The sequence below is a fragment of the Dyella japonica DSM 16301 genome (genome assembly GCF_001010355.1).
In the GTDB taxonomy this organism is placed as follows: domain Bacteria; phylum Pseudomonadota; class Gammaproteobacteria; order Xanthomonadales; family Rhodanobacteraceae; genus Dyella; species Dyella japonica.
Genome location: NZ_JPLA01000030.1, coordinates 127,264 through 141,497, shown reverse-complemented (window position 1 = coordinate 141,497; position 14,234 = coordinate 127,264). Strand labels below are relative to the sequence as shown.

Genomic DNA, 14,234 nt, shown 5'->3' with positions numbered 1-14,234 from the left:
CAATGACTTAACTGAAGCGCAACGCCCCGAACCGGGACGGGATCCGGTTTCGGGGCGTCGGACCAGTCCAGGAATCCATCCTGGCCGGTCATGCCCATCCATGAGGCATGGCCCTACTACTCAAGAACGAGCACCGGAACGCCGTCAGTCAAGCCACCTCCCGTCCCGAAGGGCGGAAAAGCTGGCTCGGGCAAGGGTTCCGCCGAGGCGGATCCCATGCGCGATTCGTTACTGACAAGTGAAACCGGCGATTTGTTCAATTTTTCTTCAAATTATTTGCCCAGTCAGTTTGTTCAGTCCGCCTGACGGCGCAGGAACGCCGGGATGTCCAGGTAATCGAAGCTGGGGTCGGCGCTCTTGGCCGGGCCGCCGGTTTCGACGCGGCTGGTGGTGGTGACTTCCGGCTGGGCGTAATCGACCACTTCGTTGCCGGTGCCGGTGCGCAGCACGACCGGACGCGGCCGCTGGCGCATTTCCACCTGCTGGGCGACCACCGGACGCTGCGGCTGACGGGCGGCGGCGGCGCGGTTGAGGCCGGTGGCCACCACCGTGACGCGCACGTCGTCCTGCATTTCCGGGTCGAGCGAGGTGCCCATCACCACGGTGGCGTCTTCGCTGGCGAAGTCATGGATGATGCGACCGATCTCGTCAAATTCGCGCATGGTCAGGTTGGGACCTGCCGTGACGTTGACCAGGATGCCGCAGGCACCGTTGAGATTGACGTCTTCCAGCAGCGGGTTGTTGATGGCGGCCTCGGCGGCGGCCTGGGCGCGGTCGTCGCCACGGGCGGTGCCCGAGCCCATCATGGCCATGCCCATTTCGGACATCACCGTACGCACGTCGGCAAAGTCGACGTTGATCAGGCCCGGGGCGGTGATCAGGTCGGCGATGCCCTGCACGGCGCCCAGCAGCACGTCGTTGGCGGCCTTGAAGGCGTTGAGCAGGGTCACTTCGCGGCCGAGCACCGACAGCAGCTTCTCGTTCGGCACGGTGATCAGCGAGTCAACGTGCTGCGACAGGTCCTCGATGCCCTTGGCGGCGACCTGCATGCGGCGACGGCCTTCGAACGGGAACGGCTTGGTGACCACCGCGACGGTCAGGATGCCCTTTTCCTTGGCGAGCTGGGCCACGACCGGGGCAGCGCCCGTGCCGGTACCACCGCCCATGCCGGCGGTGATGAACACCATGTCCGCGCCTTCGAGCATTTCCTCGATGCGCTCGCGGTCCTCGAGCGCGGCCTGACGGCCCACTTCCGGATTGGCGCCGGCGCCCAGTCCCTTGGTGACGTTGGCGCCCAGCTGCAGGTGCGTACGCGAGCCGCAGCTCTTCATCGCCTGCGAGTCGGTGTTGGCGACGACGAACTCGACGCCTTCGATGTTTGCATTAAGCATGTGTGCCACGGCATTGCCGCCGCCGCCGCCCACGCCGATGACCTTGATTACTGCATTGGGTGCGAGTTTTTCGATGAGTTCAAACATTTCCCGTCCTCCGTAGAGCATCGTTGTCGTTGTAACCGCGGGTGCTGACGTTCCTGTCGCCCCGAGGTGGCGGACGAACATCCATTCGTCCTAGGCCAGGCTTCATGCCCAGCCCATTAAAAATTCTTGGTAATCCAGCCGCGCAACTTGTCGACCAGGCCGCCCACGCTGCCGCCGCTGGGGCCGCTCACGCGCATGCCGCCCGAACGCGAGCCGTGCAACAGCAGGCCAACGCCGGTGGAATGCAGCGGATTGGCGACGACCTCGCCCAGGCCGCTCACGTGCTGCGGCACACCGATGCGCACCATCTTGTGGAAGATCTCCTCGGCCAGCTCCAGCGCACCTTCCATGCGCGAGGCGCCGCCGGTGAGCACCACGCCGGCCGCCACCAGGCTTTCGTAGCCGGAGCGGCGCAGCTCGTCCTGCACCATCTCGAAGATTTCCTCGTAGCGCGCCTGCACCGACTGGGCCAGCGACTGGCGGGCGAGACGGCGCGGCGGACGATCGCCCACGCTCGGCACCTGGATGGTTTCCTCGGCATGGGCCAGCTGCGCCAGCGCGCAGGCGTACTTGATCTTGATCTCTTCGGCATGCGCGGTCGGCGTATGCACGCCATAGGCGATGTCGTTGGTCACCTGGTCGCCACCCACCGGCAGCGACTTGGTGTAGCGGATCGCGCCCTGCGTATAGATGGAGATGTCGGTGGTGCCGGCACCGATGTCGACCAGGCACACGCCCAGCTCGCGCTCGTCGTCGGTGAGCACGGACTTGGCGCTGGCCACGGCGGACGGCACCAGCTCGTCGACGGTGAGACCGCAGCGCTGGATGCACTTGCTGATGTTCTGCACCGCCGCGGCGGCGCCGGTGACCAGGTGCACACTCGCTTCCAGGCGCACGCCGCTCATGCCGACCGGCGAGCGGATGCCGTCCTGGCCGTCGATGCGGTATTCCTGCGACTCCTTGTAGAGCACCTTGCGGTCCGCCGGGATCGCCACCGCGCTGGCGGCTTCCAGCACCTGCTCCAGGTCGCCCGGGGTCACTTCGCGATCGCGGATCGGCGCGGTGCCGTGCGAGTTCTTGGTTTCCAGATGGCTGCCGGAAATCGAGGCGTAGACGGAGCGGATATCGCAACCCGCCATCAGCTCGGCCTCTTCCACCGCGCGCTGGATGGAGTGCACGGTCGATTCGATATCCACCACCGAGCCGCGCTTCATGCCGCGCGACACATGCGTGCCGATGCCGATCACTTCGATCGGTTCGCCAGGCTCGTACTCGCCCACGATCGCCACCACTTTCGAGGTGCCGATGTCGAGGCCGACGACTAGCTGCTTGTCGTTCTTGGTCTTCATGTGCGGGGTGAGCCTCCAGCGTTCACGGTGTTCGCCTGGGGCGGCCATCGAACGGCAAATCCATTGGTGTATCGAAGATCGGCGTAGGCGAAGCCCTCGGAGTGGCCCGCCATCAATTGGGGATAGACATCGAGGAAGCGGCGCAGGCGACGGCCCGCCTGTTCGCGATCGCCGATGACGATCTGCGCGCCGCTGCTCGTGGTGAGGCTCCAGCTGCCACGCTCGGTGAGCGAGACGCCGGTGATTTTCAATTTGGTGTTGGCGAACGCCTTCTGCGTTTCCGCGTAGAAGCTCACCACTTCGGCCAGGCGCGCATCCGGCCCGCGCAGATCCGGCAGATCGCTGTTGGCCGACACGTCCGGCACGTCGAACACCAGGCCCTGGCGGCTGATCAGCTGCTTCTCGTTCCAGCGCGCGAACGGCTGGCGTTCGTAGATGCGCAGGATCAGCGTGTCGGGCCAGCGCTTGCGCGCCTCCACCGACTCCACCCACGGCAGCGCGGACACGGACTTCTGCACACCATCGATATCGAGCGCGAAGAACCCTTTGCCGAGGCGCGGCATCACCACCGAACGGAGCGAGTCCTCGGTGACGTGCTTGAACTCGGCTTGCACCATCAACTGGGTCACCGGCCAACGATTGGCCGCAAACCATCCGCGCAGCACGCCGACGATCGGCAGCGCCACGAGCGCGATGGCCAAAACCCAGGCAACGAGGCGGACGGTTCCCCTCACACGCCCTCCCGGAAGCTCGTTTCCAGCACACGCCAGCACAGCGTCTGGTAGTCGATGCCGGCGACCGCGGCCGCCTTGGGCACCAGCGAATGCGAGGTCATGCCCGGCGCGGTGTTCACTTCCAGCAGCCAGTTGCGGCCCTGCTTGTCGCGCATCACGTCCACGCGGCCCCAGCCGGAGCACGCCAGCGCGTCGAATGCGCGCAGCGCCAGTTCCTGCATCTCGCGCTCGTCGTCGCCGCGCAAGCCCGGGCAGATGTACTGCGTGTCTTCGGCGATGTACTTGGCGTTGTAGTCGTAGTACTCGCCCTTGGGCACGATGTTGATGGTGGCCAGCACCTGGCGATCGAGCACGCCGACGGTGTACTCGCCGCCCTCGATCAGCGTTTCCATCAGCATGTCGCCGGGATAGCGCTGGGCGAGCGCCACGGCCTCGTCGAGGTCTTCTTCCTTGAACACGCGCGAGACGCCCACGCTGGAACCTTCCCACGCCGGCTTCACGATCAGCGGGAAACCAATCTCGCGTGCGGCAGCGTGCACGTCGGCGCCGCGCGGCAACGCCTTGAACTTCGGCGTGGGCAGACCGAGCGCCTGCCACACCAGCTTGGCGCGGATCTTGTCCAGCGAGAGCGCCGAGCCCAGCACGCCCGAGCCGGTGAACGGCACGCGCAGCGACTGCAGCGCGCCCTGCAGCTCGCCGTTCTCGCCGCCACCGCCGTGGAGAATATTGAACACGCGGGCGAAGTGACCGGCACGCACCGCATCGAGCAGCGCCGGAATGCCATCGATGGCATGCGCGTCCACCCCGCGCGCCTGCAGCGCCGCGAGCACGTTGCGGCCGGAGTCCAGCGACACTTCACGTTCGGCCGAACTGCCACCCATGACGACGGCGACGCGGCCAAACTGTGCGGGATCGGTAATCGTCTTGCTCACTTGTGGGTCCTCAGATTGCCGGCGTTGGCCAGCTCAACCGCCGCAGCGCCGATATCGCCGGCGCCAAGCAGCAGCAACAGATCGCCGTCGCGCAGCAGCGCGGGCAGCGTTTCCTTGAAATCGCGCGGATGATCGATCAGCACCGGATCAACCTTGCCGCGTGCGCGCACGGCGCGCGCGAGGGCGCGGCCATCGGCGCCGGCAATCGGCGCTTCGCCGGCCGCATAGACTTCGGTCAGCACCAGCACATCGGCCTCGGCCAGCACGTTGGCAAAGTCGTCGAGCAGATCGCGCGTGCGGCTATAGCGGTGCGGCTGGAAGCCGACCACCAGGCGACGATCCGGCCAGCCACCGCGTGCAGCGGCAAACACGGCCGCCAGTTCGCGCGGGTGATGGCCGTAGTCGTCGACCAGCAGGACATTGCCCTGGTCCAGCGCGATCTCGCCGCGGCGATGGAAACGGCGGCCCACGCCCTGGAAAGCTTCCAGCGCACGTGCGATCGCTTCGGCTTCCACGCCCAGCTGCCAGCCGATGGTGGCGGCGGCCAATGCGTTGAGCACGTTGTGGCGACCCGGCAGGTTCAACTTGACGTGCAGCGCCTCGTTGCGGCCCGGCAGCCACAGGTCGAAATGCATTTCGAAACCGTGCTGCGCGAGGTTGCTCGCACGCACGTCGGCATCCTTGGTGTCGATGCCGTAGGTCATCACGCGACGCGTGGTCGACTTGGCCAGCGCGGTCACTTCCGGATCGTCCACGCACAGCACGGCCAGGCCGTAGAACGGCAGGCGATGCAGGAAGTCGTCGAAGGCCTTCTTCACCTGCGCGAAGTCGTTGTTGTAGTTCTCCAGATGATCCGCGTCGATATTGGTGATCGCAGCGATCACCGGCGACAGCATCAGGAACGAACCATCCGATTCATCGGCTTCGGCCACGATGTACTGGCCCGTACCGAGGCGCGCGTTCGCGCCAGCTGCGTTGAGCTGGCCGCCGATCACGAAGGTCGGGTCGTAGTTCGCTTCGGCCAGCACGCTGGCGGCGAGACTGGTGGTGGTGGTCTTGCCATGCGTGCCGGCAATGGCGATGCCGCGGCGGAAGCGCATCAGCTCGCCCAGCATCTCGGCACGCGGCACCACCGGAATACGCGCGGCACGCGCCGCCTGCAGTTCCGGATTGTCGGCCTTGATGGCGCTGGAGGTGACGACCACGTCGGCGTCGCCGATGTGCTCGGCGGCGTGACCCACGTGCACCACGATGCCCAGGCTGGAGAGGCGCTGCGCGGTCGGCGAGTTGGAGCGGTCGGAACCGGACACGGCATAGCCGAGGTTGTGCAGCACTTCGGCGATGCCGCTCATGCCCACGCCGCCGATGCCGATGAAGTGCACGCGGCGGAAGGTGGTCATCAGATCTTCGTGCGCGAGCAGGCGACGCGGCGTCATGCGGCCACCTCCATGCAGGCACGGGCGATCACATCCGCGGCATCGGGCTTGGCCAGCGTGCGTGCGGCCTCACCCATCGCGATCATGCGCTCACGATCATCCAGCAACGCTTCCAGGCGCTGCGCCAACTGCTGTACGTCCAGATCCTTCTCCTGCATCAATTCGGCCGCGTGCGCGGCGACCAGTGCCTCCGCATTGCGGGTCTGGTGGTCGTCCACCGCATAAGGGAATGGCACGAGCACGGCGCCGAGTCCGGCAGCCGTGAGCTCGGCCAAAGTCAGTGCGCCGGCGCGGCATACGGCGAGATCCGCCCAGGCGTAGGTGCCGGCCATGTCTTCGATGAAGGGCACGATCTGCGCTTCCACGCCGACCTTCGCATAGGCCGCGCGCGCCTCGTCGATGCCGCGGTTGCCGCACTGATGCAGCACTTCAGGGCGCTGCGTCGGCGACATCAAGGCCAGCGCCTGTGGCAGCGCGATATTGAGAGCGCGTGCGCCAAGGCTGCCACCGAGCACCAGCAGACGCGGGCGGCCCGTACGACCGGCCATGCGCTCGCGCGGCGACGGCAGGCTGGCGATGGAAGCGCGCACCGGGTTACCGACCCACTCGGCGTTCGGCAAGGTATCGCTGAAGCCGGCGAGCACGCGCTGCGCGTGAGCGGCCAGCTTGCGATTGGTGAAACCGGCAACGCGGTTCTGCTCGTGCACCAGCAGCGGGCGATGGGTCAGACGCGCCGCGACGCCACCGGGCCCGGCCACGTAGCCACCCATCGATAGCACGCTGCGCGGCTTGATCCGGCGCAGGGCGGACAAGGACGAAAGCAGTGCGCGCGCCAACATCAGCGGCGCCATCAGGCGCGTCTTGAGGCCTTTTCCACGCAGCCCGCCCACCGGCACGGTGACCAGCTCGATGCCGTGCGCCGGCACCACCTTGGTTTCCATGCCGCCTTCGGCGCCCAGCCAGACTACGGGCACGCCCTGCGCACGCAGCGCGTCGGCCACGGCCAGACCGGGGAAGATATGGCCACCGGTACCGCCGGCCATGATCAGCACGGGACGCTGCGCGCTCATGCGGTCACCGCCTCGCGCCCGGGTGCCGCGGCAGCGGCATTTGCGTCGGGCACGGCGTTGGCCGGCATGCGCGTCGCCATCTGTCGCGCATCGATCGCGCGATTGATTTCATAGGTCGTACGCAACAGCACGCCCGCCATCGCGCAGGTGAGCACGATGGACGAACCGCCGTAGCTGATCAGCGGCAAGGTGAGGCCCTTGGTCGGCAAGGCGCCCAGGTTCACGCCGATGGACACCATCGCCTGCAGGCCGATCATCATCGAGATGCCGCAGGCCACGTAGCCGGCGAAACGCTGGCCGATCTCCATGCCCTTGGCGCCCAGGTACAGGCCACGCCCCACGGCAACACCAAACAGCAGCATCACGAACAGGATGCCGGCCAGGCCGAATTCTTCGGAGATCACCGCAAAGATGAAGTCGGTATGCGCTTCGGGCAGGTAGGACAGCTTGAGGACGCTGGACCCCAGGCCCACACCCGTCCACTCGCCGCGGCCAATCGCCATCAGCGACTGCGTGAGCTGGAAACCGTCGTTGAACGGATCGGCCCACGGATCGACGAAGGAGGTCAGGCGACGCATGCGGTAGGGCTCGAACTTCGCCACGAACCACAGCAGTGCGACCACCGGCAGGCCCATGCCGCCGAGATAGACCGGATTGGCGCCGCCCATCCAGATCATGCCGATGGTGACGGCGATCATCAGCGTGGCGGAACCGAAGTCCGGCTGCACCAGCAGCATCACCACAAACAGGCCCGCCACCATGATCGGCTTGAACAGCCCCCAGAAGCTGGTTTCCACGCTTTCGCGATGGCGCACGAGATAGCTGGCGACGTACACCACCAGGATGAGCTTGACCGCCTCCACCGGCTGAAACGTGGTGATGCGGAAGTTGAGCCAGCGGTGTGCGCCATTGAGCCTCATGCCGACCCCGGGCACGAACACCAGCACCAGCAGCAAGACCGCGCCGCCGAACATCATCCACGCGTGCTTTTCAAGCACTTTCAGTTCCGTGCGCATGGCGAAGGTCGCCACGATCGCGCCCAAACTCAGGAACAACAGATGCTTCTTCAGATAGTAGAACGCGCCAATGTGCTGGCTGTCCGCCACCGCGATGGAACTGGACGTGACCATCACGACGCCCACGCAGGCCAGACCGACGAGCGCGATCACCAGCAGCATGTCGAAGCTGCCGCGGGGTCCCTGTCGTCGTTTGGCTTGGGTGGCGTCGAAGATCATCTCAGCGCACCTTCAATGTGGCGAGGCCGATCAGCACCAGCACGACGCTGATGATCCAGAAGCGCACGATCACGCGGGGCTCGGGCCAGCCCTTGAGTTCGAAATGGTGATGGATCGGCGCCATGCGGAACACGCGCTTGCCGGTCATCTTGAAGCTGGCCACCTGGATCATCACCGAGGCGGTTTCCATCACGAACACGCCGCCCATCACCAGCAGCACGATTTCCTGACGCACGATCACGGCGATGGCCGCGAGCGCCGCGCCGATGGCGAGCGCGCCGACGTCGCCCATGAACACCTGGGCGGGATAGGTGTTGAACCACAGGAAGCCCAGGCCCGCACCGGACAGCGCGCCGCAGAAGATCGCCAGTTCACCCGCACCCGGAATCGACGGGATGCCCAGGTATTCGGAGAACACGCGGTTGCCTGCCAGATAGGCGAACACGCCGAGCGCACCCGAGACCAGCACGGTCGGCATGATGGCGAGACCGTCGAGGCCGTCGGTGAGGTTCACCGCATTGGAGAAGCCCACGATCATGAAGTAGGCGACCACCACGAACAGGATGCCCAGCGGCAGCGCGACCTGCTTGAACAGCGGCACGTACAGCGCCGTTTCGGCGACCGGAGCACCGCCGGTGCCATGCGGCGCCGTGTAATAGAGGAACAGCGCCGCCGCGAGACCGAACACCGACTGCCAGAAGTACTTCCAGCGCGAGGCCAGGCCACGGCTGTCCTTCAGCACCAGTTTCTTGTAGTCGTCGTAGAAACCGATCACGCCAAAGCTCAGCAGCACCGCGAGCACCAGCCACACGTAGCGGTTGTGCAGGTCGGTCCACAACAGCGTGGAAAGCGTGACGGCGAGCAGGATCATCACGCCGCCCATGGTCGGCGTGCCGGCCTTGGACAGATGCGTCTGCGGGCCATCCTTGCGCACCACCTGCCCGGCCTTGAGATCGGCGAGCTTCTGGATCAGCGTGGGGCCAAACAGCAGCGACATGGACAGCGCGGTGAGCGCGGCCATGATCGTGCGAAACGTGATGTACTGGAACAGATGCAGGGCGGTGAAGTGCCTACCCATCCAGTCTGCGAGTTCAAGCAGCATCGGATGCGCCCTCCCCATTTCCCTTACTGCCGCGCAGTGCGGCTACGACTTGATCCATGCCGGCGGAACGCGAGCCCTTGATGAGGCAGGTGACGCCACCGTGCAGTTGTTGTTTGAGTGCGGCGGTCAACGCCGCCTTGTCGGCGTAGTGTTCGCCGCGTTCACCGAACGCCTTGATCGCCGCGGCGCTCAGCGGGCCCACGGCGAACATGCGATCGATGCCCTGCTGGCGGGCGCGCTCGCCGATGCCGGCGTGCAGCGCCATCGCGTTGTCGCCGAGCTCCGCCATGTCGCCCAGCACCAGCCAGCGCTCGCCGTCGGCCAGCGCCAGCGTGTCGATGGCGGCGCCGACCGAACCGGGGTTGGCGTTGTAGCTGTCGTCGATCAGCGTCCAGCCGGCGGGCATGCGCTCGAGCTGCAGGCGACCGGCAACACCCGGCACCTGCTCGAGGCCTTCCACGATGGTGTCGAGCGGCACGTCGAGCGCCAGCGCAATGGCGGCGGCCGCCAGTGCATTGGCGATGTTGTGGCGGCCGGCCAGCGGCAGGTGCACGTCCGCATCGCCCACCGGCGTGCTCAGCACAAAGTGCGAGCCATCCACGCGCTGGTCGACGATGTCCGCGCCGATATCCGCCTTGTGGGCCAGACCGAAGCGCAGCTGGCGACGCGACCCGGCCAGCCCGGCGAAGAAGCTGGCGAATGCGTCGTCGGCATTGATGATCGCCACGCCGTCGACCGGCAAGGCCTGATAGAGCGCGCCCTTGGTTTCGGCCACGCCTTCCACGCTGCCCATGCGCTCAAGATGCGCCGGCGCAATGGTGTTGACGAGGCTGATATCGGGCCGCGCGATGGCAGCCAGATAAGCGATATCGCCCGGCTTGCCTGCGCCCATCTCGAGCACGGCGTACTCGGTGTCCTGCGGCATCGCCAGCAGGGTCAGCGGCAAGCCGAGCTCATTGTTGTAGTTGCCGGCGTTGACATGGGTGCGGCCGTGGCGCGAAAGGATCGACGCCGTAAGCGTCTTCACCGTGGTCTTGCCATTGGAACCGGTGATGCCGATCACGCGCACATTGCTCTGCGCGCGCATCGCGCTGGCGAGGTCACCCAGCGCCAGCGCTGTATCGTCCACCACCACCTGAGGCAGCGGCGAATCGACCTTGCGCGTCACCAGTGCGGCCGCGGCGCCGCGAGCCATGGCATCGGCCAGGAAGTCATGGCCATCGACGCGCTCACCCTTGATGGCGACGAACAGATCGCCGGCCTGCACCTTGCGCGTATCGATGGTGACCTGCGCGACGTCCACATCGGCACCGATAAGGTGGCCGCGTGCCCACAGGGCGATGGCGCTCAGACGCATCATGCGCGCACCTCCAGCGCCTGGCGTGCAACGGCCAGGTCGTCAAATGGGCGCTTGCCGTGGGCGCCTTCCTGATAAGTCTCGTGACCCTTGCCGGCGATCAGCACCACGTCTCCTGCCTGTGCCGACGACAGCGCCAGCTGGATCGCCTGCGCGCGATCGCGCTCCACCTTGGCCAGGTCGGGCTTGCGCAGGCCGGCCACGATCTGCGCCACGATGAGGTCGCCGTCTTCGCCGCGCGGGTTGTCGTCGGTGACGATGATGCGGTCGGCCAGGCGTTCGGCGATGGCGCCCATCTGCGGACGCTTGCCCGCATCGCGCTCGCCGCCGCAGCCAAACACGCAGATCAGCTGGCCTTCGCAGTGCGCGCGCAAGGCGCTGAGTGCCTGCTCCAGCGCATCGGGCGTGTGGGCGTAATCGACCACCACCAGCGGCAGCTGCGAAACGCCGCCCAGGCGGTTCATGCGTCCGTTGATCGGCTCCAGCGATGCCACCGCCTCGACGATGCGCTCGAAGGCTTCGCCCAGCGCGCCCAGGCAGGCGATCACCGCGAGCAGGTTGGCGACATTGAAGCGGCCAAGCAGGCGGCTGCGCACCGCATGGGAGCCCCACGGCGTTTGCACGTCGAAGGCCAGACCTTCGGCCGAAGTGACGATGTTCTGCGCGCACACGTCGGCCTCGGCGTGATTTTCCGCGCTCAGGCGCAGCGCCTGCACGCCCTCTGGCAGACGCTGGGCGAGCGTGCGGCCAAACGCGTCATCGATATTGATGGCGGCCGCCTGCAACGTGGGCCACGCGAACAGCTTGGCCTTGGCTTCGCCATAGGCTTCCATGCTGCCGTGGTAATCGAGATGGTCGCGGGTGAGATTGGTGAACGCGGCGACGTCGAACGCCACCGCGGCCACGCGCCCCTGCTCCAGCGCGTGCGAAGACACTTCCATCGCCACATGGGTCGCGCCGTCATCGCGGAACGAGGCCAGCAGGCCTTGCACGTTGATCGCATCCGGCGTGGTGCGCTCGCCTTCGTTGAGGCGGCCATGCAGGCCCGCGCCCAGCGTGCCGATGGTGGCGGCGCGATGGCCCAGATACTCCAGCGCCTGCGCCAGCAGCTGCACGGTGGAAGTCTTGCCATTGGTGCCGGTCACGCCAATCACGCGCAGCGCTTCGGACGGGCGGCCGAAAAAGCGCGAGGCGATCTCGCCCACCTTGCCGTGCAGGCCATCGACCCACAGCACCGGCACGTCCAGTCCTTCAACATGCGCTGCGGGCGCTTCGGCCAGGACGACGCGCGCACCGCGCTCCGCTGCGCCGCGCGCAAACGAGATGCCGTGCTCGCGCGTGCCGCGCAGCGCGAAGAACGCATCGCCTGGACGCACCTGGCGCGAATCCAGCGTGAGGCCTGAAACGACGATATCGCCGACACCAGGGGTCTCGGCGATGCCTTGCAGCAGCTGATCGAGGCGGGCGCTCATTGCGGTGCCTCGTCGACCGGTGCGTCATCCACGGTTTCGACCGTAGGCGGCTTGTTGCCGGTCAGGCCGTTCTGTCCCTGCAGCGGCCCGCCGACATACCAGCGACCAATATTGTCCGGCGGCACGTCCAGCAAACGCAGTGCGCCATCGAGGACTTTGGAGAACACGGGGCCGGACACCAGCGCGCCGTAGTAACTGCCCTTGCGCGGATTGTCGACGATCACCACCGCCGCCAGGCGCGGGTTGGACGCGGGCACGACGCCTGCAAAGGCGGAACTGTAGTTCTTCTCGGAATAGCCGCCTGCGGTCGCCTTGTGCGCCGTGCCGGACTTGCCGGCCACGCCATAGTTGGCGATCCAGGCATACGGCGCGCCGGTACCGCCCGGCTGCGTCACCGCCACCATCATCTGCACCAATTCGTTCGCAACCTTCTGATCAATGATCTGCTTGGCCTCGTTGTCCGAGCCCTTCACGAAGGTGGGCAGGTGCATCACGCCGTTGTCGGCGATGGTGGCGTAGGCGTTGGTCAGCTGCAGCGGCGTCACGTTGAGCCCGTAGCCATAGGCCAGAATGGCCTTTTCCAGCATGCCCCAGCTCTTGCCCGGCCGGAGATAGCCCGAGGCTTCGCCCGGGAAGCCGCTGTTGGTGCTGGCGCCAAAGCCAAACGCACGATAGGTCTGGTACATCAGATCCGTATCCAGGGTCAGCGCGACTTTGGCGGCGCCGATGTTGCTGGACTTGGCGATGATGCCGGTGGGCGACAGCATGCCGTTCGAGTGCGTGTCGCGAATATCCTTGCGGATATAGAAGAAGTGACCGTTGCCGGTGTCGACCATCGGACTGGTCGGCGTGTACTTGCCGCTGGACAGTGCGGCGGCCATCAAGACCGGCTTGATGGTGGAACCCGGTTCCACCACGTCGGTCATCGCGCGATTGCGACGGCTGGACGGGTTGCTGCCGCGCAGCGCATTCGGGTTGTACGTGGGCCAGTTGACCATGGCCAGCACTTCGCCGTTGCGCACGTCGATGATCACCATGGAGCCGGAGTCGGCTTCCGACTGCTCGATGGTGTTCTTCAGCTCGTTATAGGCGAGGAACTGGATGCGGCGGTCGATGCTCAGGGTGATGTCGCGACCCGGCTGCGGCGCGCGCACCAGGTCCAGATCCTCCACCACGTGACCTTGGCGATCGCGGATGACGCGCTTGCGGCCTTCCTTGCCGGCCAGCCAGTCATCGAACGCCAGCTCCAGACCTTCCTGGCCGTGATCGTCGATATTGGTGAAGCCGAGCACGTGCGCGGTCACCGGGCCGGAGGGATAAAAGCGGCGGAACTCGCGCCGCCCGTCCACGCCCGGCACCGCCAGATCGAGCACCACCTGTGCGGCATCGGGCGACATCTGGCGCTTCAGATAGACGAACTCGCGCTCGGAGCGCTGCGCCAGATACTGCTTGAGCGCGTCCGGATCCATGCCGATGGCCTTGGCCAGCGCCGGCAGCTTGTCTTCGTTGTCGAGCACTTCGGCCGGGTTGGCCCAGATCGATACCACCGGCGTGGAGACCGCGAGCGGCTCGCCGTTGCGATCGAAAATGGTGCCGCGCGATACCGCGATGGGCACTTCGCGCAGGATACGGGCGTCGGCCTGGTTCTGATAGAAGTCCTTGCGCACCACCTGCATGTCGAACGCGCGCGCCACCAATCCCAGCGACGCTGCCGCCAGCACACAGCTCACCACCAGCATGCGGCGGCGGGCGCTGGGCGCCACGCCGTTGCGGCGGGAGGACGAGGAGGTGCGCTGGCGCGGCTTCATCGGCGCACCAGCTGAATGTCTTGCGGCTTGGGATTGAGCATGCCCAGCGCCTGGCGCGCTTCGTCGTCGACGCGACGCGGCTCGGCCCAGGTGGCCTGCTCCAGTTCCAGTTTGCCGTATTCGATGTTGAGGTCGTCGCGCTGGTTCTGAAGGCGGGTCAGCTCGACAAACAACACGCGGCTCTCGTGACGCGTCCACACCACCGCGATGGCGCTGGAAAGCACCGCCGCCAGGAGGATGAACATGAAGAGGCCGCCCAAT

Annotated in this window: 12 protein-coding genes; all 12 read right to left on the bottom strand. The window is 66.4% G+C overall.

Going from position 1 to position 14,234, the window contains the following annotated elements:
* Positions 1-293: 293 nt before the first annotated feature.
* The 12 genes from ftsZ to ftsL all read right to left on the bottom strand — a co-directional run bounded on the left by ftsZ (position 294) and on the right by ftsL (position 14,233).
* Positions 294-1,478: a cell division protein FtsZ gene (ftsZ, locus tag Y882_RS12415; protein ID WP_046972235.1), complete on the bottom strand. Its 1,185-nt coding sequence runs from the start codon at positions 1,476-1,478 to the stop codon at positions 294-296.
* Between the two features lie 116 nt (positions 1,479-1,594).
* Positions 1,595-2,827 carry a cell division protein FtsA gene (gene ftsA, locus Y882_RS12410; protein ID WP_046972234.1) on the bottom strand — a complete coding sequence of 411 codons (1,233 nt, stop codon included), beginning with the start codon at positions 2,825-2,827 and terminating at the stop codon, positions 1,595-1,597.
* Entirely contained in the window at positions 2,824-3,561 is a 738-nt protein-coding gene (locus Y882_RS12405) for a cell division protein FtsQ/DivIB (RefSeq protein ID WP_046972233.1), read from the bottom strand. The genes ftsA and Y882_RS12405 overlap by 4 nt, the downstream gene beginning before the upstream one ends.
* Positions 3,558-4,493 carry a D-alanine--D-alanine ligase gene (locus tag Y882_RS12400; RefSeq protein ID WP_046972232.1) on the bottom strand — a complete coding sequence of 312 codons (936 nt, stop codon included), beginning with the start codon at positions 4,491-4,493 and terminating at the stop codon, positions 3,558-3,560. Before Y882_RS12400 ends, Y882_RS12405 begins: the two co-directional genes overlap by 4 nt.
* Positions 4,490-5,929 carry a UDP-N-acetylmuramate--L-alanine ligase gene (murC, locus tag Y882_RS12395; protein ID WP_046972231.1) on the bottom strand — a complete coding sequence of 480 codons (1,440 nt, stop codon included), beginning with the start codon at positions 5,927-5,929 and terminating at the stop codon, positions 4,490-4,492. Before murC ends, Y882_RS12400 begins: the two co-directional genes overlap by 4 nt.
* Positions 5,926-6,999, bottom strand: a complete 1,074-nt coding sequence (murG, locus tag Y882_RS12390; protein ID WP_046972230.1) for an undecaprenyldiphospho-muramoylpentapeptide beta-N-acetylglucosaminyltransferase — start codon at positions 6,997-6,999, stop codon at positions 5,926-5,928. The genes murC and murG overlap by 4 nt, the downstream gene beginning before the upstream one ends.
* The gene (ftsW, locus tag Y882_RS12385; protein WP_046972229.1) at positions 6,996-8,234 is read right to left on the bottom strand and encodes a putative lipid II flippase FtsW; all 1,239 of its coding nucleotides are present in this window, start codon (positions 8,232-8,234) and stop codon (positions 6,996-6,998) included. Before ftsW ends, murG begins: the two co-directional genes overlap by 4 nt.
* 1 nt (position 8,235) lies before the next feature.
* Positions 8,236-9,336 carry a phospho-N-acetylmuramoyl-pentapeptide-transferase gene (gene mraY, locus Y882_RS12380; RefSeq protein ID WP_046972228.1) on the bottom strand — a complete coding sequence of 367 codons (1,101 nt, stop codon included), beginning with the start codon at positions 9,334-9,336 and terminating at the stop codon, positions 8,236-8,238.
* Positions 9,326-10,696 carry a UDP-N-acetylmuramoyl-tripeptide--D-alanyl-D-alanine ligase gene (locus tag Y882_RS12375; RefSeq protein ID WP_046972227.1) on the bottom strand — a complete coding sequence of 457 codons (1,371 nt, stop codon included), beginning with the start codon at positions 10,694-10,696 and terminating at the stop codon, positions 9,326-9,328. Before Y882_RS12375 ends, mraY begins: the two co-directional genes overlap by 11 nt.
* A complete protein-coding gene (locus Y882_RS12370) occupies positions 10,693-12,165 on the bottom strand; it encodes a UDP-N-acetylmuramoyl-L-alanyl-D-glutamate--2,6-diaminopimelate ligase (RefSeq protein ID WP_046972226.1) in 1,473 nt (490 codons plus the stop codon). The genes Y882_RS12375 and Y882_RS12370 overlap by 4 nt, the downstream gene beginning before the upstream one ends.
* A complete protein-coding gene (locus Y882_RS12365; protein ID WP_046972225.1) occupies positions 12,162-13,973 on the bottom strand; it encodes a peptidoglycan D,D-transpeptidase FtsI family protein in 1,812 nt (603 codons plus the stop codon). Before Y882_RS12365 ends, Y882_RS12370 begins: the two co-directional genes overlap by 4 nt.
* Positions 13,970-14,233: a cell division protein FtsL gene (gene ftsL / locus Y882_RS12360; RefSeq protein ID WP_169748746.1), complete on the bottom strand. Its 264-nt coding sequence runs from the start codon at positions 14,231-14,233 to the stop codon at positions 13,970-13,972. Before ftsL ends, Y882_RS12365 begins: the two co-directional genes overlap by 4 nt.
* Position 14,234: the final 1 nt, after the last annotated feature.